Annotated in this window: 18 protein-coding genes; 11 read left to right on the plus strand and 7 right to left on the minus strand. The window is 68.9% G+C overall.

The window, feature by feature from the left end; genetic code table 11:
* The first annotated feature begins 37 nt into the window (after nt 1–37).
* Together J7E89_RS24305 and J7E89_RS24310 are read left to right on the plus strand one after the other, a co-directional pair.
* Nucleotides 38–1,087 (plus strand): LLM class F420-dependent oxidoreductase, encoded by a 1,050-nt coding sequence (locus J7E89_RS24305; RefSeq protein WP_214976512.1) that lies wholly within the window; start codon nt 38–40, stop codon nt 1,085–1,087.
* A 242-nt stretch (nt 1,088–1,329) separates the two neighbouring features.
* On the plus strand, nt 1,330–2,121 hold the full coding sequence (locus J7E89_RS24310) for a ferritin-like domain-containing protein (protein WP_214976513.1): 792 nt from the start codon (nt 1,330–1,332) through the stop codon (nt 2,119–2,121).
* Between the two features lie 46 nt (nt 2,122–2,167).
* On the opposite strand, the gene corA is transcribed toward J7E89_RS24310, so the two are convergent.
* Nucleotides 2,168–3,166, minus strand: coding sequence for a magnesium/cobalt transporter CorA (gene corA, locus J7E89_RS24315; protein ID WP_214976514.1), 999 nt, complete (start codon nt 3,164–3,166; stop codon nt 2,168–2,170).
* A gap of 59 nt (nt 3,167–3,225) precedes the next feature.
* Between corA and J7E89_RS24320 the strand changes: the two genes are divergently transcribed.
* The 5 genes from J7E89_RS24320 to J7E89_RS24340 all read left to right on the plus strand — a co-directional run bounded on the left by J7E89_RS24320 (nt 3,226) and on the right by J7E89_RS24340 (nt 7,841).
* Entirely contained in the window at nt 3,226–3,912 is a 687-nt protein-coding gene (locus J7E89_RS24320) for a histidine phosphatase family protein (protein ID WP_214976515.1), read from the plus strand.
* Between the two features lie 86 nt (nt 3,913–3,998).
* Nucleotides 3,999–4,589 carry a DUF3090 domain-containing protein gene (locus J7E89_RS24325; protein ID WP_214976516.1) on the plus strand — a complete coding sequence of 197 codons (591 nt, stop codon included), beginning with the start codon at nt 3,999–4,001 and terminating at the stop codon, nt 4,587–4,589.
* The gene (locus tag J7E89_RS24330; RefSeq protein WP_214976517.1) at nt 4,553–5,398 is read left to right on the plus strand and encodes an SCO1664 family protein; all 846 of its coding nucleotides are present in this window, start codon (nt 4,553–4,555) and stop codon (nt 5,396–5,398) included. Before J7E89_RS24325 ends, J7E89_RS24330 begins: the two co-directional genes overlap by 37 nt.
* A gap of 109 nt (nt 5,399–5,507) precedes the next feature.
* On the plus strand, nt 5,508–6,737 hold the full coding sequence (gene mshC / locus J7E89_RS24335; RefSeq protein WP_214976518.1) for a cysteine--1-D-myo-inosityl 2-amino-2-deoxy-alpha-D-glucopyranoside ligase: 1,230 nt from the start codon (nt 5,508–5,510) through the stop codon (nt 6,735–6,737).
* A 141-nt stretch (nt 6,738–6,878) separates the two neighbouring features.
* Entirely contained in the window at nt 6,879–7,841 is a 963-nt protein-coding gene (locus J7E89_RS24340) for a superoxide dismutase (RefSeq protein ID WP_214976519.1), read from the plus strand.
* Nucleotides 7,842–7,902: 61 nt separating this feature from the next.
* Here the strand turns inward: J7E89_RS24340 and J7E89_RS24345 are convergent, their stop codons facing one another.
* From J7E89_RS24345 to J7E89_RS24370, 6 genes are all read right to left on the minus strand, one after another.
* Nucleotides 7,903–8,925, minus strand: a complete 1,023-nt coding sequence (locus J7E89_RS24345) for a PAC2 family protein (RefSeq protein ID WP_214976520.1) — start codon at nt 8,923–8,925, stop codon at nt 7,903–7,905.
* Nucleotides 8,926–9,068: 143 nt separating this feature from the next.
* Nucleotides 9,069–9,740, minus strand: coding sequence for a FadR/GntR family transcriptional regulator (locus tag J7E89_RS24350; protein WP_214976521.1), 672 nt, complete (start codon nt 9,738–9,740; stop codon nt 9,069–9,071).
* A gap of 153 nt (nt 9,741–9,893) precedes the next feature.
* Entirely contained in the window at nt 9,894–11,504 is a 1,611-nt protein-coding gene (locus J7E89_RS24355; RefSeq protein ID WP_214976522.1) for a glycerol-3-phosphate dehydrogenase/oxidase, read from the minus strand.
* 15 nt (nt 11,505–11,519) lie between these two features.
* Entirely contained in the window at nt 11,520–13,046 is a 1,527-nt protein-coding gene (glpK, locus tag J7E89_RS24360; protein ID WP_214976523.1) for a glycerol kinase GlpK, read from the minus strand.
* Between the two features lie 40 nt (nt 13,047–13,086).
* Nucleotides 13,087–13,875 carry an MIP/aquaporin family protein gene (locus J7E89_RS24365; protein WP_214976524.1) on the minus strand — a complete coding sequence of 263 codons (789 nt, stop codon included), beginning with the start codon at nt 13,873–13,875 and terminating at the stop codon, nt 13,087–13,089.
* Between the two features lie 247 nt (nt 13,876–14,122).
* Nucleotides 14,123–14,890 carry an IclR family transcriptional regulator gene (locus J7E89_RS24370; protein WP_214976525.1) on the minus strand — a complete coding sequence of 256 codons (768 nt, stop codon included), beginning with the start codon at nt 14,888–14,890 and terminating at the stop codon, nt 14,123–14,125.
* A 229-nt stretch (nt 14,891–15,119) separates the two neighbouring features.
* Between J7E89_RS24370 and metH the strand changes: the two genes are divergently transcribed.
* From metH to J7E89_RS24390, 4 genes are all read left to right on the plus strand, one after another.
* A complete protein-coding gene (gene metH, locus J7E89_RS24375) occupies nt 15,120–18,638 on the plus strand; it encodes a methionine synthase (RefSeq protein ID WP_214976526.1) in 3,519 nt (1,172 codons plus the stop codon).
* Nucleotides 18,639–18,736: 98 nt separating this feature from the next.
* The gene (locus tag J7E89_RS24380; protein WP_214976527.1) at nt 18,737–19,450 is read left to right on the plus strand and encodes an HAD family phosphatase; all 714 of its coding nucleotides are present in this window, start codon (nt 18,737–18,739) and stop codon (nt 19,448–19,450) included.
* A gap of 485 nt (nt 19,451–19,935) precedes the next feature.
* Nucleotides 19,936–21,534, plus strand: coding sequence for an ABC transporter substrate-binding protein (locus J7E89_RS24385; protein ID WP_214976528.1), 1,599 nt, complete (start codon nt 19,936–19,938; stop codon nt 21,532–21,534).
* A 71-nt stretch (nt 21,535–21,605) separates the two neighbouring features.
* Nucleotides 21,606–23,195 carry an ABC transporter substrate-binding protein gene (locus tag J7E89_RS24390; RefSeq protein WP_214976529.1) on the plus strand — a complete coding sequence of 530 codons (1,590 nt, stop codon included), beginning with the start codon at nt 21,606–21,608 and terminating at the stop codon, nt 23,193–23,195.
* Nucleotides 23,196–23,208 lie beyond the last annotated feature (13 nt).

The following is a 23,208-nucleotide window of genomic DNA, read 5'->3' on the forward strand; positions in this document are numbered from 1 at the left end:
CGGCACAGGGAGTTACTGATCAGTAAAGGGAGTGGCTATGCGGCTCGGCATCAATCTCGGTTACTGGGGCGCCGGGATGGACGGCGACAATCTGGCCGTCGCCCAGGAGGCGGACCGGCTCGGCTACGACGTCTGCTGGGCCGCCGAGGCCTACGGCTCGGACGCCGCCACCGTGCTCTCCTGGGTCGCCGCCCAGACCGAGAGCATCGACGTCGGCTCCGCGATCTTCCAGATCCCCGCCCGTACGCCCGCCATGACCGCGATGACCGCCGCCACCCTCGACTCCCTCTCCGGCGGCCGCTTCCGCCTCGGCCTCGGCGTCTCGGGCCCGCAGGTCTCCGAGGGCTGGTACGGCGTGAAGTTCGACAAGCCGCTGGCCCGCACCCGCGAGTACGTCGAGATCGTCCGCAAGGCCATGACCCGCGAGCGCCTGTCGTACGAGGGACAGCACTGGACGCTGCCGCTGCCCGACGGCCCGGGCAAGCCGCTGAAGCTCACGGTCCACCCGCAGCGCGAGCACATCCCGCTCTACATCGCCGCGATCGGCCCCAAGAACCTGGAGCAGACCGGCGAGATCGCCGACGGCGCTCTGCTGATCTTCCCCTCCGCCGAGCACATCGAGGACACCGCGCTCCAGCACATCCGCGCGGGCCGCGAGAAGGCCGGCAAGAGCATGGACGGCTTCGACGTCTGCCCCACCGTGCCGCTCGCGGTCGGCGACGACGTCAGCGCGCTGGCCGACACGTTCCGCCCGTACACCGCCCTGTACGTCGGCGGCATGGGCAGCCGCAAGCAGAACTTCTACAACCAGCTCGCGCAGCGCATGGGCTACGAGAAGGAAGCCGCCGAGATCCAGGACAAGTACCTGTCCGGCGACAAGAAGGGAGCCGCCGCCGCGATCCCGCACCAGCTGATCGACCAGACGACCCTGCTCGGCACCGTGGAGCGGATCGCCGAGCGGATGCAGGCGTACGCCGCTGCCGGAGTGACGACGCTGACGCTGGCCCCCGCGGGCTTCACGCTCGATGAGCGGATCACCGCCCTGCGGGCCGGCACCGACGCTCTGGAGCTCGCCGGTCTGGCGTAATCCCGCAGGATGAGAAAGCTGACGAAAAAGATCTGCGGCCGTGGTGGGGGCTCGGGGGGTCTTCCCCGCCACGGCCGTCATGCACAACAACGCCCGGGGGCCCGCTGGGGTTACGCCCCCGCACCACCCCGGGTTCGTAATTCTGGCTGAGTTGACCGCCGCAGCTGTTGCCTGCCGTCCTGTACCGCTCTTGACTTGTTCTTTGCGGACGCCTGCACGGAGGTACACGGAGGTATTCAGTGATGCTGTCGGCCCGAAGTATCTTTCAGGAAATTCTGGACAACGACGAGTCCTTCCGGCTCTTCTGCTCCATCGCCGCCAGCGGCGAGAGCCAGGGCGGCTGGGAGAACGGCCGCATCGCGGCTCTGGTGCCCGAGAGCATGAAGCATCTCGCTCCCAAGATCACCCGGCACGGCGCCGACGAGGACAAGCACGGCCGGCTCTTCAACGCCCTGCTCAACAAGCGGGACCTCGAACCCGTCCCGGTCCCGCCGGAAACCGACTACACGATGCTGCTCGAAAAGCGCGGCATCGGCCTGGCCCACGACAAGCTGGGCCGCGACGAGCCGCTGACCGAGCAGGACATCCTTGTCTACCTCTCGCACAGCCGGCTGACCGAACAGCGGGCGGCCGACCAGATGGACATGCTGGTCAAGTACTTCGGTGAGCATCCCGAGGTGGGCAAGTCGATCAGGATGATCTGCCACGACGAGGAGAACCACCTCGCGTACTGCCACGAGGAGCTGCTCCGGCTGGCCCGCGCGGGACACGGCCGTACGATCCAGCGCGTCCTGCGCGAGTGCGCCATGGCGGAGTGCCGCGTCTACCGGGACGTCAGCCTCGCCGTCATGGCCCACATGGGGCGCATCCTGAAGTGGCCGAAGGCCAAGTCCGCCGCCCTCGCCGCGGGCATCCACGCCATGTACACCTACGAGCGCCTGGGCGGCTGGCGGCGCATGGTGAGCCTGACGATGCCGGAACGGCGGGACGCGCTGGGCGGCCCGGCGACGACGTCCGCGGCCGGAATCGCCTGAGGACCGCTGAGCACCGCTGAGCACCGCACCGCGCCACGGCTGCCGGTCAGAGCCACCCGCGGCGCTTGAACAGCCGGTACAGGCCGATCTCGCACATCACCATCAGCAGGATCACGGCGGGATAGGCCCACACCCAGGTCAGTTCTGGCATGTGATCGAAGTTCATGCCGTAGATCCCCGCGACCATCGTGGGGACCGCGGCCATCGCCGCCCACGCCGAGATCTTCCGCATGTCGTCGTTCTGCCGCACGCTCATCTGGGCGAGATGCGCGGACAGGATGTCGGACAGCAGCCGGTCGAGCCCCTCCACCTGCTCGTTCGCTCGGGTGAGGTGGTCGCTGACGTCCCGGAAGAACGGCTGCGCGTGATCGTCGACGAACGGCAGGCCGGGGTTCGACAGCCGCAGCATCGGCTGGGCGAGCGGCCCCGTCGCGCGGCGGAATTCGAGCACCTGCCGCTTGAAGGTGTAGATCCGCGCGGCCGTGTTCTTGGAGTCGCGGCTGAACGGCGCGAAGACCTCCGCCTCCAGCTCCTCCAGGTCGGTCTGGAGCTCGGCGCCGACCTCTATGTAGTGGTCGACGACGGCGTCGCTCACGGCGTACAGGACGGCGGTCGGACCGTGCCGCAGTACGTCGGGTTCGGCTTCGAGGCGGTGGCGTACGGCGGCCAGCGGTGCGCCCTCGCCGTGCCGCACCGTCACCACGAATGAGTCGCCCACGAAGACCATCAGCTCGCCCGTCGTCACGGTGTCGGTCTCCGGTTCGTAGATCACCGGCTTCAGCACCGCGAACAGCGAGTCGTCGTACACCTCCAGCTTGGGCCGCTGGTGGGCCGACAGCGCGTCCTCGACGGCCAGCGGATGCAGACCGAACTCGCTGCTCACGAGATCGAATTCCTTCTCGGTCGGCTCGTGCAGCCCGATCCACAGGAAGGCGTCCCCGGCGGAGGCGGCCCGCGCCTCGGCGAGGGCGTCGGAGAAGTCGGAAGGGCCTTCGGTACGGCGCCCTTCCCGGTAGATGGCACAGTCGACGATCACGGCGCGCATTCTCCCCCGGTGCGGGCCCGGGCACACCCCGGAGCCGGCTTCGGCCTAGGCTGGCGGCCATGGCCACGCTGATCCTCGTACGCCACGGACGTTCCACCGCCAACACCGCAGGGCTGCTCGCCGGCTGGACGCCAGGTGTCCTGCTCGACGAGCGCGGCGCCGCGCAGGCGGCCGCGCTGCCCGGGCGGCTGGCCGACGTGCCGCTCGCCGCCGCCGTCACCAGCCCCCTCGAACGCTGCCGCCAGACCCTTCAGCCGCTGCTCGACGCGCGGCCGGGTCTCCCGTCGCACACCGACGAACGGATAGGGGAGTGCCACTACGGCGACTGGTCGGGCCGCAAGCTCGCCGAGCTCTCCGACGAGCCGCTGATGGCCGCCGTACAGCAGCACCCCTCCTCGGTGACGTTCCCGGGAGGGGAGTCGATGCGGGCCATGCAGGCACGCGCGGTCGAGGCGGTACGGGACTGGAACGCGCGCATCGAGGCCGAGCACGGCGAGGACGCCGTGTATCTCATGTGCTCTCACGGCGACCTCATCAAGTCCGTCGTCGCGGACGCACTCGGCCTTCATCTCGACCTCTTCCAGCGGATTCACGTGGACCCGTGTTCCCTGACAGTCATCCGGTACACCGGGCTCCGCCCCTTTCTCACGCGTCTCGGCGACACGGGCGACCTCTCCTCGCTGGCGCCGCGTGAGAGCGGCGATGACGGGGACGCGGCCGTAGGGGGCGGCGCAGGCGCACCGTGATCGATCGGCGCAGTAGGGTGGACGCGCCCCAAGACCGCGCATACACACGATTTCAGCGCTTGGATGAGTACAAGGGAGATCAGGACGTGTCCCGTCAGGTATACCTCTACGACCCGCCGGACCGCTTCGTCGCCGGTACGGTCGGGCTGCCTGGACGTCGTACGTTCTTCCTCCAGGCATCCGCGGCCGGCCGCGTCACCAGCGTCGCCCTGGAGAAGACCCAGATGGCCGCGCTCGCCGAGCGCATCGACGAGCTGCTCGACGAAGTGGTACGCCGCACCGGAGGCAACGCCCCCGTGCCGGCCGTGGCTCCGGCCGATGTCACTGACAGCGCCCCCCTTGACGCCCCCGTCGAGGAGGAGTTCCGCGTCGGCACCATGGCGCTCGCCTGGGACGGTGAGGAACAGCGCATGATCGTCGAAGCGCAGGCCCTCGTCGAGCTGGACGTGGAGACCGACGAGGATCTCGCGGAGGCCGAGGAACGGCTGCTCCAGGACGAGGAGAACGGCCCGCCGATGCTGCGCGTCCGGCTCAGCGGCGCCCAGGCCAGAGCCTTCGCCAAGCGCGCCCTCGAAGTCGTCAACGCCGGCCGGCCGCCGTGCCCGCTCTGCAGCCTGCCGCTCGACCCGGAGGGACATGTATGCCCGCGTCAGAACGGATACCGCCGCGGAGCGTGACTCCGGCGGACGACGGCCTCCTCACCGTTCTGGCGAAGGGGCAGCTGACGGTGCGCGGACGCGTCCGTGAGGCGTCCAACGCGGTGCTGTACTGCGCGATCGAGTACGACGGCGTATCGGCGTCCTGCGTGTACAAGCCGGTCGCCGGTGAACGGCCGTTGTGGGACTTCCCCGACGGCACGCTCGCACAGCGCGAGGTGGCGGCGTACGAGATCTCCGAGGCGACGGGGTGGGGGCTTGTGCCGCCGACTGTGCTGCGGGACGGGCCGTATGGGGAAGGTATGTGCCAGTTGTGGATCGAGACGGCGGCCGGGGCCGACGGTGATCCGGGGCTGCTGGCGCTCGTCGAGGACGAGGAGCCCGGTGAGGGCTGGAAGGCGATCGCCTTCGCCGAGGTGGGGGAGGGGCGCACGGCGCTTCTCGTCCACGCCGACGATCCGCGCCTGCGGCGCCTGTCGGTCTTGGACGCGGTGATCAACAATGCCGACCGCAAGGGCGGGCATCTGCTGCCGACGGCGGACGGGAAGCTGTACGGCATCGACCACGGGGTCACGTTCAACGTGGACGACAAGCTTCGTACGCTGCTGTGGGGGTGGGCCGGGGAGCCGTTGACGGCCGAGGCCGTCGAGGTGGTGGGCCGGCTGTCGCAGGAGCTGGCCGAGGGGCGGCCGCTCGCCACCCGTATGGCCGAGCTGATCACTCCGGCGGAGGTGGCGGCGCTGCGGGCGCGGGTGGCGGCGCTGCGGGACACGGGGCGTCACCCGGAGCCGAGCGGGGAGTGGCCGGCCATTCCTTGGCCGCCGGTGTAGGTGCGGGTCGGGGAAAGCCCGCCGCAGGCGCCCCGTGCAAGAGTGCGTAACCGGACACGTTTCCGTATCCGGTTCGTATCCGGAACGTGCGTCCGGTTACGCTCAAGGCATGCATGCCTGGCCCGCTTCTGAGGTCCCCGCCCTGCCTGGCAAGGGCCGCGACCTCCAGATCCACGACACCGCGACCAGTGGGTTGGTTTCCCTCGACCCCGGTCCCGTCGCCCGTATCTATGTCTGCGGCATCACGCCGTACGACGCGACCCACATCGGTCACGCGGCGACCTACAACGCGTTCGACCTCGTGCAGCGCGTGTGGCTCGACACCAAGCGGCAGGTTCATTACGTCCAGAACGTCACGGACGTAGACGATCCGCTGCTTGAGCGGGCGATCCGCGACGGACAAGACTGGACCGAACTCGCGGAGCGCGAGACCGCGCTGTTCCGCGAGGACATGACTGCCCTGCGGATGCTTCCGCCGCAGCATTACATCGGCGCCGTCGAAGCGATACCGGGCATCGTGCCGCTCATCGAGCGGCTGCGGGACGCGGGCGCGGCGTACGAGCTCGAAGGGGATGTGTACTTCTCCGTCGAGGCCGACCCGCACTTCGGCGAGGTGTCCCGGCTCGACGCCGACGCGATGCGGCTGCTGTCCGCCGAGCGCGGCGGCGACCCCGAGCGCCCCGGCAAGAAGAACCCGCTCGACCCGATGCTCTGGATGGCCGCCCGTGAGGGCGAGCCGAGCTGGGACGGTGCCTCGCTGGGCCGCGGCAGGCCCGGCTGGCACATCGAGTGCGTGGCGATCGCCCTGGATCACCTGGGTATGGGCTTCGACGTGCAGGGCGGCGGATCGGATCTCGCCTTCCCGCACCACGAGATGGGCGCGTCCCACGCCCAGGCGCTGACCGGCGAGTACCCGTTCGCCAAGACGTACGTACACGCCGGAATGGTCGCTCTGGACGGCGAGAAGATGTCGAAGTCCAAGGGCAACCTGGTCTTCGTCTCGAAGCTGCGCCGCGACGGCGTGGACCCGGCCGCCATCCGCCTCACTCTGCTCGCGCACCACTACCGGGCCGACTGGGAGTGGACGGACCAGGTGCTCGAAGACGCCCTGGAGCGGCTCGGCCGCTGGCGCGCGGCCGTGTCCCGGCCTGACGGTCCCTCCGCCGACGACCTGGTGGAGGAGATCCGCGAGGCGCTCTCCAACGACCTCGATGCCCCGGCCGCCCTCGCCGCCGTGGACCGCTGGGCCGCCCTGCAGGCGTCCGAAGGCGGTACGGACGAAGGCGCGCCCGGTGTCGTCTCGCGCGCCGTCGACGCGCTGCTCGGCGTGGCTCTGTAGTCGTTTTTCGCTCCTGCCGCCCCTGGACCTCTCACGGAGAGGGCCGGGGCGGCTGCGTTTTCCGGCCAAACGCTGCGGACAAATGCCCTCGTGTGATGAGGTGTTCGCTTTCGCAGAACGCTTGTCGGAAAGGGCGACCTCATGCACCGTTCCTTAGATCGTCGAAGACTGCTCACCGCCGGTGCGGCTCTGGGCGGTGCCGCACTGCTAGCCCCGTTCGCGGGTGTTGCCCACGCGGCCGAAAGCGCCGGAAAGGGCTGGCCGGCCCGGCTGGCGCTGCCGGACGGCTTCCAGCCCGAGGGCATCGCCATCGGCTCGCGCCCGTACGCGTACTTCGGCTCCCTGCGCGACGGTTCCGTGTACGCCGCGAGCCTCGCGACCGGCCGTGGCCGGATCATCAGTGACGGCACGGGCGCGATGTCCGTCGGTCTCAAACTCGACGGCGCGGGGCGCCTGTTCATCGGCGGCGGCTATTCCCGCCAGATCAGGGTTGTCGACACCCACGGCGGCGCGATCCTCGCGACGTACGACGTCGGCACGCCCACCAGCATGATCAACGACGTCGTACTGCGGCCGGGGATCGCCTGGTTCACCGACTCCTACCGCCCCGTGCTCTATGGGCTGCCGCTCGGCCGCCACGGCGAACTGCCGCCGGCGGACCGGATCATCACCCGGAGCCTCACGGGCGAGTGGCTCCAGGGCGCCGACTTCACGGCCAACGGTATTGAGCGCACTCCCGACGGCCGCGCCCTGCTGGTGGTCAACGTTGCCCTGGACGGCGGCGCGCTGATGCGTGTGGACCCGCGCACCGGCGACGCCCGCAAGGTCGACCTCGGTCCGCTCAAGATCCCCAACGGCGACGGCCTCCTGCTGCTCGGCCGCCTCCTGTACGTCGTCCAGCAGGCCCAGAGCGCGATCGACGTCGTACGCCTCAACGAGGCCGGTACAAAGGGCGTTCTGGTCACCCGGATCACCGACCCCGGCTTCAGGATCCCCACGACGGCGGCGGCCTGGGGCGACCGGATCTACCTGCCGAACGCCCGCTTCGACGTGGAGCCCACGCCTGACACCGACTACGACGCGGTGTCCGTAGCCCGGATCTGAGCCCGGATCTGAGCCCGGAACATGACGACTGCGGGGCGGCGCCGACCGGCGCCGCCCCGCTTCACTCCTCTGTGGAGTCTTCCGTTCCGTCCGCGCCGTCAGAGGGCGGCTCCGCGCGAGGCGGCTTCGGCGGTCTCGTACGGCCGCTGGAGCTGTCGCGCAGGTACGTACCGGAGCCCTCGCCCCCGTCCGTCGCGTGACCGTGGCCGGTGCCCGGCCCGCCGCCGGGCCCGGGCCCGGGCCCGCCGTCACGCCGTCGCAGATACCGCTCGAACTCGCGGGCGATGGCCTCGCCCGTCGCCTCGGGAAGCTCCGCGGTGTCCCGCGCCTCCTCCAGCGACTGCACGTACTCCGCCACCTCGCTGTCCTCGGCGGCCAGTTGGTCCACACCGACCTGCCAAGCCCGTGCGTCCTCCGGGAGTTCGCCGAGCGGAATCCGCAGATCGATGAGGTCTTCGAGGCGGTTGAGGAGCGCCAGCGTGGCCTTGGGGTTCGGCGGCTGCGACACGTAGTGCGGCACGGCGGCCCACAGGCTCACGGCAGGAACGCCCGCGTGCGTACAGGCCTCCTGGAGGATTCCGACGATGCCCGTGGGGCCTTCGTACCTGGTCTCCTCCAGATCCATGGTCCGCGCCAGATCCGCGTCCGACGTCACGCCGCTGACCGGCACCGGCCGCGTGTGCGGGGTGTCGCCGAGCAGCGCGCCCAGGATCACGATCATCTCGACGCCCAGCTCGTGGGCGAAGCCCAGGATCTCGTTGCAGTACGAGCGCCAGCGCATGGACGGCTCGATGCCGCGGACCAGCACGAGGTCACGGGGCTTGTCGCCGCCGATCCGTACGACGGAGAGCCGGGTAGTGGGCCAAGTGATCTTGCGGACGCCGCCGTCGATGAACACCGTGGGCCGGTTGACCTGGAAGTCGTAGTAGTCCTCGGCGTCGAGCGCCGCGAAGACCTCGCCCTTCCATTCCCGGTCCAGATGCGCGACCGCGGTGGAGGCTGCGTCGCCGGCGTCGTTCCAGCCCTCGAACGCGGCCACCATGACCGGGTCGATCAGCTCGGGAACCCCCTCGAGCTCGATCACCCAGTGCCCCCTTTCGAAGTTCCCTTGTGCACGCACCAACCTTAAGGCTTCCGCCAGGTGCGGTGACGCCTGATGCGAATGAGGGAAGCGTGCCCTGCGCCCGCCGAATCATTCGAGATCAGAGCCCCGACGTCTGCGGCGCCCTACAGCGTCGAGCGCAGCCACTGCTCGACGCTCGCGATGTGCACCGTCGCCCACGACCTGGCGGCTTCTACGTCCTGGTCGCGCAGGGCGGCGAGGATCGCGCGGTGTTCGTGGAGCGTACGGCTGACCGCGTCCTCCTGGGTCAGTCCGCGCCAGATGCGAGCCCGGGTTGTCGGCCCGGAGAGCCCGTCGAGCAGCGAGCACAGGACCGAGTTGCCGGAGCCCTGCACGATGCGGCGGTGGAATTCGAGGTCGCTCGCGACCAGCTCCTCGACCGACGGGTGCGGCCCCAGGGCGTCCAACTGGGCGCTCAGCGCGTCCAGTTCCGCCTCGCTGATCCGGGTGGCGGCCATCGCGGTGGCGGCCGGCTCCAGGATGCGGCGTACGGCGAGGAACTCCAGCACCGTGTCGTCCCGGTGGAAGTCCACGACGAAACTCATCGCTTCGAGCAGGAGTTGCGGATCGAGGCTGGTGACGTACGTGCCGTCCCCCTGGCGTACGTCGAGGATGCGGATCAGCGACAGGGCGCGTACCGCCTCGCGCAGCGAATTGCGCGACAGCCCCAGCTCGGCGGCGAGCTCGCTCTCCTTGGGGAGACGGTCGCCCGGGCGCAGGGCCCCCGAGACGATCATTTCCTTGATCTTCTCGATCGCCTCGTCGGTGACAGCCACGGTGTGTCTCCTAGTTGCTTCGCTCAGACATCCGATGTCTGGCCTCATTATGCAGGTACGAAGCGACCATGAGTAAGCCCGTGAGTCAGCCCACGGGTAAGGGGCAGCCACTATAGGCGGCTGCCCCTTACCAACCTTGGTGCGCGCAGGGCGTCAGGACCTGCGGCCCAGCACGTCCTCGACCTCGGCGCGGATCTCGTCCGTGGCCAGCCCCCGGATCGTCAGCGTCGTACGGCGGCGCAGTACGTCGTCCGCCGTCTCGGCCCACTCGTGGTCACGGGCGTACACGACCTGCGCCCAGATCTCCGGCGCGTCCGGGTGGATGCGCTTGGCCAGCGCCGTGTCCTCGTTGGCCAGGCGCGCGATGTCGAAGGACAGCGAGCCGTAGTGCGTGGCCAGGTGGCGTGCCGTGTCCGCGGCCATCCGCGGGCCCGGCGTACCGCCGTCGACGAGCAGCCGGTGGGCGACCGCGTTCGGGTTGGATATGCCCGGCAGCGGCTGCTTCTTCGGCAGGCGCGAGATCGGCTCCATGTCCTCGCCCAGCGGGTGGCCGGGCAGGGCGGCGAGCTTGTTCATGACGGTGCGCCCGATGTGACGGAACGTCGTCCACTTGCCGCCCGCGACCGACAGCATGCCGCCGCGTCCCTCGGTGACGACCGTCTCGCGCTTGGCCTTGGAGGTGTCGCCGGGACCGCCGGGCAGCACCCGCAAGCCCGCGAAGGAGTACGTGATCAGGTCGCGGGACAGCTGCTGGTCGCGGATCGAGTAGGCGGCCTCGTCCAGGATCTGGGCGATGTCCTTCTCGTTGACGGCGACGTCCGCCGGGTCGCCCTCGTACTCCTCGTCGGTCGTGCCGAGCAGGAGCTGGTCCTCCCACGGCAGGGCGAAGGTGATGCGGTACTTGTCGATGGGCGTGGCCAGCGCGGCCCGCCAGGGGGCGGTGCGCTTGAGGACCAGGTGGGCGCCCTTGGAGAGGCGGATGGAGGGAGCGGAGTCCGGGTCCTCCAGCTTGCGCAGGTGGTCGACCCACGGACCGGTGGCGTTGAGCACCAGACGGGCCGTCACACCGAATTCCGAGCCGTCCAGGCGGTCCTTGAGCTCCGCGCCCGTGACCCGCCCGTTGGTGAAGCGCAGCCCGGTGACCTCGGCGTGGTTGAGTACGGTCGCGCCCGACTCGACGGCGGCACGGACGGTCATCAGGGCCATGCGCGAGTCGTTCATCTGGTCGTCGCCGTAGACCGCGACGGCCTTGAGGTTGTCCGTACGGAGCTCGGGCACCTCACGCGCGGCCTTCGCCGCGCCGATGACATGTCCGACTCCGTCGCCGAAGGCGGACAGCGCCGAGTAGGCGAAGACGCCCGCGCCGAGCTTGGCCGCACCGTGCGGTCCCCCCTTGTAGACGGGGAGGTAGAACTTCAGCGGGTTGGCCAGGTGCGGCGCGACGTCCCGGGAGACGGCGCGCCGCTCGAAGTGGTTCTCCGCGACGAGCTTGACCGCGCCGGTCTGGAGGTAGCGCAGTCCGCCGTGGAGCAGCTTGGAGGAGGCGGAGGAGGTGGCGCCGGCGAAGTCGCCGGCGTCCACCAGGGCCACCCGCAGCCCCGACTGAGCGGCGTGCCAGGCAGTGGAGATGCCCAGGATGCCGCCGCCGATCACCAGGAGGTCGTACGTCGCCTTGGAAAGCTGGTCCCGGGTTTCGGCGCGGCTCGTGGTGGAACCGTCGGCCGGGCGCGTCCCGAGGGCCGGGACGCTCTGCAGGGTGGTCATTTTCGTAACTCCTCGTCAGCTCTCGTCGTCGAGCCAGCCCATGGACCGCTCAACGGCCTTGAGCCAGCTCTTGTACTCGCGGTCCCGCGTGGCCGCGTCCATGCGGGGGGTCCACTCGGCGGCCCTGCGCCAGTTGGCGCGCAGTTCGTCCGTGCTGGACCAGAAGCCGACGGCGAGGCCGGCGGCGTAGGCGGCGCCGAGGCAGGTGGTCTCGGCGACCATCGGGCGCACGACGGGTGCGTCCAGGAAGTCCGAGAGTGTCTGCATCAGCAGGTTGTTGGAGGTCATGCCGCCGTCGACCTTGAGGGCAGCCAGCTCGACGCCGGAGTCCTTGGTCATGGCGTCACTGATCTCGCGGGTCTGCCAGGCGGTGGCCTCCAGGACGGCACGGGCGATGTGCGCCTTGGTGACGTACCGGGTGAGGCCGGCGATCACACCGCGGGCGTCGGGACGCCAGTACGGGGCGAAGAGGCCGGAGAAGGCGGGCACGAAGTACGCGCCGCCGTTGTCCTCGACTGAGGAGGCCAGCGTCTCGATCTCGGCGGCCGACTTGATCAGGCCCATCTGGTCGCGCATCCACTGGACGAGCGCGCCGGTGATGGCGATCGAGCCTTCGAGGGCGTAGACGGGCTTCTGGTCGCCGATCTGGTATCCGACGGTCGTCAGCAGGCCGTTGTACGAGTTGACGGGCGTGTCACCGGTGTTCATCAGCATGAAGGTGCCGGTGCCGTACGTCGACTTGGCCTCGCCCTCGGCGAAGCAGGTCTGGCCGAACAGCGCCGCCTGCTGGTCACCGAGCGCCGAGGCGACGGGGACGCCCTTCAGCGGGCCGGCCTTGGCGACGCCGTACACCTCGGCGGAGGAACGGATCTCCGGCAGCACGGCGGCCGGAATGTCCATCGACTGGAGGATCTTCTCGTCCCACCGCATCTCGTGCAGGTTCATGAGAAGGGTGCGGGAGGCGTTGGTGACGTCGGTGACGTGTACGCCGCCGTCGGTGCCGCCCGTCAGGTTCCAGATGACCCAGGAGTCCATGGTGCCGAAGAGGATGTCGCCGGCCTCGGCGCGCTCACGCAGGCCCTCGACGTTGTCGAGCAGCCAGCGGACCTTGGGTCCCGCGAAGTACGACGCGAGCGGCAGGCCGGTCTCGCGGCGGAAGCGGTCCTGGCCGACGTTGCGGCCGAGCTCCTTGCAGAGCGCGTCGGTGCGGGTGTCCTGCCACACGATGGCGTTGTGGACGGGCTCGCCGGTGTTCTTGTCCCACATCAGCGTGGTCTCGCGCTGATTGGTGATGCCGATCGCCTTGACGTCGGCGGGCGTGATGCCGGCCTTGCTGATCGCGCTGGCGACGACTTCCTGGACGTTGGTCCAGATCTCGGTCGCGTCGTGCTCCACCCAGCCCGGCTTCGGGAAGATCTGCTCGTGCTCCTTCTGGTCGACCGCGACGATCCGGCCGTCCTTGTCGAAGACGATGCAACGGCTGGAGGTGGTGCCCTGGTCGATGGCCGCGATGAACGGGCCGGTGCTGTGTACGTCGTTCACGGTGTGCTCCCGGAGGTCTGTAGAGGGTCGGCCGGTCGGCTCAGACAAACGCGATGTTGTAGATACCCGCGGCGAGGGCTCCGCCGACCAGCGGGCCGACAACGGGGATCCAGGCGTAGCTCCAGTCGGAGCCGCCCTTGTTCGGCAGCGGGAGCAGGGCGTGCACTATGCGCGGCCCCAGGTCACGGGCCGGGTTGATCGCGTAGCCGGTCGGGCCACCGAGCGAGAGGCCGATGCCGACCACGACGAGGGCGACCATCAGTCCGCCGACGGCGCCAAGACCCTTGCCGCTGTCGTTGAGGCCCTGGGTGAGGACCGCGAGGACCAGCACCACGGTGCCGATGATCTCGGTGGCGAGGTTCTGCCAGACGTTCCGTACTTCCGGGCCGGTGGAGAAGATGCCCAGCACGGGTCCGGCCTTGGGGGCGGCCTTCTGGTCGACCATGCCTTCCTCGGCGGGCTGCTCCGCGAGGATTTCCGGGTCTGTGAGATGGGCCTGGAACTGGCCGTAGTACGCGATCCAGACCAGGGTGGCGCCGATCATCGCGCCGAGTAGCTGGCCGGCGAAGTAGACCGGAACGTTGCTCCAGTCGCCGTCCTTGAGCGCGATGCCGACGGTGACCGCCGGGTTGAGGTGAGCGCCGGAGAGGCTGCCCGTCATGTAGACGGCAGTCAAGACCGCGAAGCCCCACCCGAAGGTGATGGCCAGCCAGCCGGCGTTCTGAGCCTTCGAGCGCTTGAGCACGACGGCGGCGACGACGCCTGCGCCGAGCAGGATGAGTACGGCGGTACCAATGATCTCGCCGATGAAGATGTCGGAGGTAGACACCCGCGACTCCTTTGTCCTTGCGTCCAGGGGAAAGGCGAACCCCGGGTCCCTCCGGGTGGTTCGCGCCCTCGGTGAGGGCCTAGCCCGGTCCCTTGGCGTTGCCACACTCTAGCGCGTATTGCCGGTAGGTGTTCGGCATTGCCGACCGATGAACGGCAGTTTTGCCCCCGGTTAACACGCACGTCAAGAGTTCTGCGACCGGGTGTCGCGATCGTTACCAGCGTGACAGGAGAGGGCGCTGCGCGCCTCAGAAACGCCCGGCGCCCAGGTCCCGGGACACCGCACGGGCGCAGTCCCGTACGGCCGCTACGAGGTCGGGGCGGAGCTCTCCGCCCTCACCGCAGACCCGCTCCACCGCGCCGGTGACGCCGACCGCGCCGACGGGCATCCGCCGGCGATCGTGGATGGGCGCGGCGATCGAGGCCACCCCGTCCCAGGTCTCCTCCACGTCGGCGGCCCACCCGCGCGCGCGGGTCAGGTCGAGCACCTTCTCGAAGTCGTCCACGTCCGTGATCGTGCGCGGAGTGAAGGTCTTGCGCTCGGTCTCGACGACCTCGTTGTGCGCCACCGGGTCGTACGCCGACAGCACCTTGCCCAGGGCGGAGGAGTGCAGCGGCTGCATCGCGCCGACCTCCAGCACCTGCCGGCTGTCGTCCGGCCGGAAGACGTGGTGAACGATCAGTACGCCCTTCTGGTGCAGTACGCCCAGGTAGACGCTCTCGCCGCTGGAGCGCGCCAGGTCGTCGGTCCACACCAGCGCGCGGGCGCGCAGCTCATGGACGTCCAGATAGGTGCTGCCCAGGCGCAGCAGCTCGGCGCCCAGCTGATAGCGGCCGGACGCGGAATCCTGTTCGACGAAACCCTCCGCCTGGAGGGTGCGAAGGATGCCGTGGGCCGTACCCTTGGCAAGTCCGAGGGACGAGGCCACTTCGGACAGGCCGAGCCTGCGCTCGCCACCCGCGAGCAGACGCAGCATCGCTGCCGCCCGCTCGAGCGACTGGATGTTCTTCGCCATGCTCGGCCACCTCCACCTCGGTTCGACAATGCTGAACACTATCGGCTCATGCCGACCTGGTGTCACCGCCAGGGGTTGGCCCAGCGACCGTGAGCCATCAGAGCACGACAACCGTCCGCCCCGTGGGACGCCTTCACGCCATGGACGGGGTCACGGCTACGCTGGCCAGGTGCGCCTTCCGCCGGGAAGCCGCAAAGCCGACAGCCGTCGCACCCCAGGGAGCAGATCCATGGCCTCGTTGCCAACCCCAACGCCTGCCAGCCACAGCAGCCGCGCAGACGCCCTCCGCGAAGCACTCGCCAGTCGAGTCGTGGTCGCCGACGGGGCGATGGGCACCATGCTCCAGGCGCAGGACCCCAGCCTCGAGGACTTCGAGAACCTCGAAGGCTGCAACGAGATCCTCAACATCACCCGCCCCGACATCGTGCGCACCGTCCACGAGGAGTACTTCGCGGTCGGCGTGGACTGCGTCGAGACCAACACCTTCGGCGCGAACTTCGCCGCGCTCGCCGAGTACGACATCCCCGAGCGCGTCTTCGAGCTGTCCGAGTCGGGCGCCCGCATCGCCCGCGAGGTCGCGGACGAGTTCGCGGCCAAGGACGGCCGCCAGCGCTGGGTGCTGGGCTCCATGGGACCCGGTACGAAGCTGCCGACGCTGGGCCACGCCCCGTACATCACGCTGCGCGACGCCTACCAGCAGAACGCCGAAGGCATGCTCGCGGGCGGCGCTGACGCGCTCCTGGTGGAGACCACCCAGGACCTGCTCCAGACCAAGTCGGCGATCATCGGCGCCCGCCGCGCCATGGACGTCGCCGGCATCAGCGTCCCCCTGATCTGCTCCGTGACGGTCGAGACCACCGGCACCATGCTGCTGGGCTCCGAGATCGGCGCCGCGCTGACCGCGCTGGAGCCGCTCGGCATCGACATGATCGGCCTGAACTGCGCCACCGGCCCGGCCGAGATGAGCGAGCACCTGCGCTACCTCGCCCGCCACTCGCGCGTCCCGATCTCCGCCATGCCCAACGCCGGCCTGCCCGTCCTCGGCAGGAACGGCGCGCACTACCCCCTGTCGGCCGAGGAGCTGGCCGACGCCCAGGAAGCCTTCGTCCGCGACTACGGCCTCTCCCTGGTGGGCGGCTGCTGCGGTACGACGCCCGAGCACCTGCGCCAGGTCGTCGAGCGGGTACGCGACCTGACCCCGACCGCCCGCGACCCGCGCCCCGAGCCCGGCGCCGCCTCCCTCTACCAGACCGTCCCCTTCCGTCAGGACACGTCGTACCTGGCCATTGGCGAGCGTACGAACGCCAACGGGTCGAAGAAGTTCCGCGAGGCCATGCTGGAGGGCCGCTGGGACGACTGCGTGGAGATGGCCCGCGACCAGATCCGCGAGGGCGCGCACATGCTCGACCTGTGCGTCGACTACGTCGGGCGGGACGGCGCCGCCGACATGGCCGAGCTGGCCGGCCGGTTCGCCACCGCCTCCACCCTGCCCATCGTGCTGGACTCCACCGAGCTGGACGTGCTGCGGGCCGGCCTGGAGAAGCTCGGCGGGCGCGCCGTCATCAACTCGGTCAACTACGAGGACGGCGACGGCCCCGAGTCCCGCTTCCAGAAGGTCACCAAGCTGGCGCGGGAGCACGGCGCCGCGCTGATGGCGCTGACCATCGACGAGGAGGGCCAGGCCCGCTCGGTCGAGCACAAGGTCGCCGTCGCCGAGCGGATCATCGACGAGCTGACCGGCAACTGGGGCATCCATGAGTCGGACATCCTCATCGACTGCCTCACGTTCACCATCTGCACCGGCCAGGAGGAGTCCCGCAAGGACGGCGTCAACACGATCGAGGCCATCCGCGAGCTCAAGCGGCGCCACCCCGACGTGCAGACCACGCTGGGTCTGTCGAACATCTCCTTCGGCCTCAACCCGGCCGCCCGCATCGTCCTGAACTCCGTGTTCCTCGACGAGTGCGTGAAGGCCGGCCTGGACTCGGCCATCGTGCACGCGAGCAAGATCCTGCCGATCGCCCGCCTCGGCGAGGAGCAGATCAAGGTCGCGCTGGACCTGATCTACGACCGGCGTGCGGAGGGTTACGACCCGCTGCAGCGGTTCCTGGAGCTGTTCGAGGGCGTCGACACCAAGTCGATGAAGGCCGGAAAGGCCGAGGAGCTCCTCGCACTGCCGCTCGACGAGCGGCTTCAGCGCCGCATCATCGACGGCGAGAAGAAGGGCCTGGAGACCGACCTCGACGAGGCGCTGACCGAGCGGCCCGCGCTGGAGATCGTCAATGACACGCTGCTGGCGGGTATGAAGGTCGTCGGTGAGCTCTTCGGCTCCGGCCAGATGCAGCTGCCGTTCGTGCTCCAGTCGGCCGAGGTCATGAAGACCGCGGTGGCCTATCTGGAGCCGCACATGGAGAAGACGGACGACGAGGGCAAGGGCACCATCGTGCTGGCCACCGTCCGCGGCGACGTCCATGACATCGGCAAGAACCTCGTCGACATCATCCTGTCCAACAACGGCTACACCGTCGTCAACCTCGGCATCAAGCAGCCCGTCTCCGCGATCCTGGAGGCCGCCGAGGAGCACCGCGCCGACGTCATCGGCATGTCGGGTCTCCTGGTCAAGTCCACCGTGATCATGAAGGAGAACCTCCAGGAGCTCAACCAGCGCAAGATGGCCGCCGACTTCCCGGTCATCCTCGGCGGTGCGGCGCTGACGAGGGCGTACGTCGAACAGGATCTGCACGAGATCTACGAGGGCGAAGTCCGCTACGCCCGCGACGCGTTCGAGGGCCTGCGCCTGATGGACGCCCTCATCGGCGTCAAGCGCGGCGTCCCCGGCGCCAAGCTCCCCGAACTCAAGCAGCGCCGCGTGCCGACGAAGGCCACGATCGCGGTGCTCGAAGTCGAAGAGCCCGAAGGTTCCGTACGCTCCGACGTCTCCGTCGACAACCGGATCCCGGAGCCGCCGTTCTGGGGCACCCGCGTCGTCAAGGGCATCGGCCTGAAGGAGTACGCCTCCTGGCTCGACGAGGGCGCGCTGTTCAAGGGGCAGTGGGGCCTCAAGCAGGCGCGGACCGGCGACGGGCCGACGTACGAAGAGCTCGTCGAGACCGAGGGCCGCCCGCGGCTGCGCGGCTGGCTGGAGCAGCTCCACACCAGGAACCTGCTCGAAGCCGCCGTCGTCTACGGGTACTTCCCCTGTCACTCCAAGGGCGACGACCTGATCCTCCTCAACGACGACGGATCCGAGCGCACCCGCTTCACCTTCCCGCGCCAGCGCCGCGGCCGCCGCCTGTGCCTGGCCGACTTCTTCCGCCCGGAGGAGTCCGGCGAGACGGACGTGGTGGGTCTCCAGGTCGTCACCGTGGGGTCGAAGATCGGCGAGGCCACGGCCGAGCTGTTCGAATCGAACTCCTACCGTGACTACCTCGAACTGCATGGCCTTTCCGTCCAGTTGGCGGAGGCCCTCGCCGAGTACTGGCACGCCCGCGTCCGCAGCGAGCTCGGCTTCGGGGCCGAGGACCCGGACGCCGTCGAGGACATGTTCGCGCTGAAGTACCGCGGTGCGCGTTTCTCGCTCGGTTACGGCGCCTGCCCCGACCTGGAGGACCGCGCGAAGATCGCGGAGCTGCTTCAGCCCGAGCGCATCGGTGTCCACCTCTCGGAGGAGTTCCAGCTCCACCCCGAGCAGTCCACCGACGCGATCGTCATCCACCACCCCGAGGCGAAGTACTTCAACGCGCGCTAAGTCCGGACGAGTCGTACACTGGTCGGTCCAGTGCAGGCCGGTCGCCTTCCCCCTGGGGAGACGGCCGGCCTTCTCGTCCCTTCAGGAGGTGTGCCCGGATGACCAGTACCGTCCCCGCGCCCAGTACCCGTATGGCCGAAGGCTCGGCCCTGCAGGCCGTTTTTCTCGACATGGACGGCACCCTGGTCGACACCGAGGGATTCTGGTGGGAGGCCGAGGCCGAGGTTTTCGCCGATCTCGGCCACGTGCTGGACGAGGCGTGGCGCGACGTGGTGGTCGGCGGGCCGATGACACGCAGTGCGGGCTACCTCATCAAGGTGACCGGCGCGGACATCACACTGCCCGAGCTCACGGTGCTGCTCAACGACCGCTTCGAGAAGCGCATCGGGCGGGGAGTGCCGCTGATGCCGGGCGCGGCGCGGCTGCTCGCGGAACTGGCGGCGCACGAGGTGCCCACCGCCCTGGTCTCCGCCTCGCACCGGCGCATCATCGACCGCGTCCTGGAGTCGCTGGGGCCGGAGATGTTCACCCTCACGGTCGCGGGCGACGAGGTGGCCCGTACGAAACCGCACCCGGACCCGTATCTGCACGCCGCCGCGATGCTCGGCGCCGAGCCCGGCAGATGCGCGGTCGTCGAGGACACGGCGACCGGTGTGGCGGCCGCCGAGGCGGCGGGCTGCCGCGTGGTGGCCGTCCCGTCCGTCGCGCCGATCGCGCCCGCGCGCGGCCGGATGGTCGTGGGATCGCTCGAAGAAGTCGATCTCGCCTTTCTCACGACTTTGATCACACGGATGAACCGAACCGCGCACTGAGCGTATTCGCGCATCGGGCGGAAACTGAGGGCATTGGGCCGTGCGTTTTACGTGACACACGGAACCGGAAATGCACAGTCGGTCATAAGCCCTGATCGGGTGACGTTAGTCACCCCCAGGCCTGCCCCGATCGGCGCCCAAGGGCGTCAAAGCGGCCTTCTCGGGCCGTATTTGGCGCCCTTGTGTCCTGATTGGTGGAGTAGTGTACGAATCATTCCCGTCCCGCGGTGATGACCCGCCGGGAATCGTGATCGCCGGCCGATAACGGGTCGGCCCGGCCCCGGTAAAGCCCTCCGGGCGATTCCCACTAATCTCAACACGAGAACTTCGCCGCATCACCACGTGCCTCAACACTCAACCAGTTGCTGGGGCCACGGAACCGATCGCTCTGATCCGGCCCGATCGCTCCGCCCCGACCGGGCGGCCGCGGCGGAGTGTCCCGTACACCGCTGAGACCCAGTGCCGGATGAGGGAGAACGTCCAGGATGAACCGCAAGACTTTGGTGCTGCCGGCTGTGATTGGCCTGCTCGCGCCCGTGCTCGCCGGGTGCGGCGGCGCGGACAGCGGAGGCAAGGGCGGTGCCATTGTCGTGGGCACCACGGACCAGTTCGTGGCGACGAAGGACGCGCCCGCGCCCTTCGACCCGGCGTTCGCCTATGACGCCGGCGCCTGGAACGTCCTGCGGCAGACCGTCCAGATGCTGATGCGCGTCCCGCGCGGCGGCGGCGAGCCGGTGCCGGACGCGGCCTCCAAGTGCGGCTTCACGGACACCCAGAACGAGAGCTACCGCTGCACCCTGCGCAGCGGGCTGAAGTTCGCCGACGGTGACGCGCTCACCGCCGAGGACGTCAAGTTCTCGATCGACCGCGTACTGAAGATCAAGAACAACAACGGACCGATCGCACTGCTGTCGAACATCGACACGATAGAGACCAACGGGGACCACGGGATCGTCTTCCACCTGAAGACGCCGGACGCCACGTTTCCGTACAAGATCGCGACGCCTGCCGCCGGGATCGTCGACTCCGACACGTACAAGACGGACAAGCTCCGGGACGGATTCGACGCCGAGGGCTCGGGCCCGTACACGCTGAAAACCGAAACCGAGGGCGAGCGGGTCGTCAGGGCGGTCTTCACCAAGAACCCCGAGTACAAGGGCGACTTGGAGCTCCGCAACGACAAGGTCGAACTGCGGTCGTTCGCCGACACCCGGTCCATGGAGAAGGCGCTGCGGGACGGCGACATCAGCATGATGACGCGCACCCTGCAGCCCGAGCAGATCAAGGACCTGTCGGAGAACCCGACCAAGGGCATCGAACTCGTCGAGATGCCCGGCCTGGAAATCCGCTACCTCGGCTTCGACACCGAAGACTCCACGGTGAAGAACAGGGCGGTGCGCCAGGCGCTGGCCGCCGTCGTCGACCGCGGGGAGCTCGCGAGCGAGGTGTACCCGGCCACGGCCGAGCCGCTGTACTCGCTCATCCCGAACACCATCACCGGGCACCAGAACGCGTTCTTCAACAAGTACGGCGAGCCGAACCGGCCGAAGGCCGCGGGCATCCTGAGCGCGGCCGGCATCAGCACGCCGGTGAAGCTGACGCTGAACTACACGAGTGACCACTACGGCACGGCGACGAAGAAGGAGTTCGAGGTGCTCCAGGAGCAGCTCAACGCCACGAAGCTCTTCGACGTCAGCATCAAGGGCACCGTGTGGTCGAAGTTCCGTGACAGCCAGAAGCGCGGCGAGTACGCCGTCTACGGCATGGGCTGGTTCCCGGACTTCCCGGACGCCGACAACTACGTCGCGCCGTTCCTGGACAAGGACAACTTCCTCAACACCCCGTACGTGAGCAGCGAAACCAGGAACAAGCTCATTCCCGAGTCGCGCCGCGCGGCCGACCGGGCCTCGGCCGCGAAGCCGTTCGAGCGGATCCAGGAAATCGTCGCCAACGACGTACCGGTGCTGCCGCTGTGGCAGGGCAAGCAGTACGTAGCCGCTCGCGACAACATCACCGGCGTCGAGTGGGTACTCAATTCCTCGGCCGACCTGCAGCTGTGGGAGTTGGGCCGCGGCGTCTCCTGACGCCGGCAGTATCCGGCCGCGAAACCCGCGTCGCCGGTGGGTAATTCATCGAATGTGTGAGGCAAGGATCCGTGAAAAGGCGTAACCAGTGGCTGACGGCACCGCTTGCGGCGGGACTGGCGGCGGGGCTGCTCAGCGGTTGTGGCACCGACGAGGGCAGCTCGGGGGGCACTGACGGCGGCGTGGTCATCGGAATGTCGGACGAGGTGCTGGCCACCGACCCGGCATCGGGTTACGACCCAGGTTCCTGGCTGCTGTTCAACAACGTCTTCCAGTCGCTGCTGAGCTTCCCCAAGGGCAGCACCTCTCCGCAGCCGGAGGCCGCCGAGACCTGTGACTTCGACAAGGGCGGCAGCACGGTCTTCCGCTGTACGCTCCGTGACGGCCTGACGTTCAGCAACGGCAACGAGCTGACCTCGAAAGACGTCAAGTACTCCTTCGAGCGCTCGCTGAAGATCAACGACAAGGCCGGCCCCGCGGGCGTCATGCTCGGCTCCATCGACCGGATCGAGACGCCGGACGAGAAGAACGTCGTCTTCCACCTCAAGGTGCCGGACGCCACCTTCCCGAGCAAGATCGCCTCGGGCGCCGGCTCCATCGTCGACCACCGCGAGTACGCCTTCGACCAGCTGCGCACCGACGATCAGGCGGTCGGCTCGGGACCGTACAAGCTGGACAGCCTCGGCGAGGCCCAGGCGGACTTCTCCGTGAACGAGAACTACAAGGGCACCGCCGAGACGAAGAACTCCGGCGTCACCATGAAGTTCTTCCACGGCGACCAGAAGGCGCTCGCCGCTTCCCTCAAGCAGCGTGACGTGGACGTCGCCTACCGAGGCCTCACGCCGGACGACATCGCTGAACTCGAGAACTCGTCGGCCGACGACGCCCAGGGCATCGAGGTTGTCGAGGGCACCAGCGCCGAGGTCCAGCACCTGGTCTTCAACATGAAGGACCCGGTCGTCGGCAAGCCCGCCGTGCGCAAGGCCATGGCGTTCCTCATCGACCGAGACGCCCTGGTGCGGGACGTGTACCAGTCCACCGCCACCCCGCTGTACTCGATCATCCCGAGCGGCATCGACGCCCACAACACGGCGTTCTTCGACGCCTACGGCGGCAGCCCGCAGCCCGCCAAGGCCGAGCGGGTCCTGCGCGGTGCGGGCATCACCGGCAAGGTGAAGCTCACCCTCTGGGCCACGCCCAGCCGCTACGGACCCGCCACGGTCCACGAGTTCGAGACGATCGCCAAGCAGCTCAACAAGAGCGGGCTCTTCGACGCGACCGTCAAGTCGGCCGAGATCAACGAGTACGAGAAGAACATCGCGGCCGGCAAGTACGGCGTATACGTGAAGGGCTGGGTCCCCGACTACCCGGACCCGGACAACTTCACCCTGCCGTTCTTCGGCAAGGACAACGTCCTCGCCAACAACTATGAGAACCGCCGGATCACCGACGGGATCATCCCGGACACCGCCGCCGCGACCGAGCGACCCACGGCGGAGGAGGACTTCGGCAAGCTCCAGGACATCGTCGCCGATGAGGTGCCGATCATTCCGCTGTGGCAGGGCAAGCAGTACGCCGTGGCCTACGAAGACATCTCGGGCCTGGAGTGGACCCTGGACGCGTCGACCGTCTTCCGTTTCTGGGAGATCAGCAAGGGCTGACGGCAAGAACGCC

Origin of the sequence: Streptomyces sp. ISL-100, from assembly GCF_018614615.1 — a bacterium.
GTDB lineage: Bacteria > Actinomycetota > Actinomycetes > Streptomycetales > Streptomycetaceae > Streptomyces.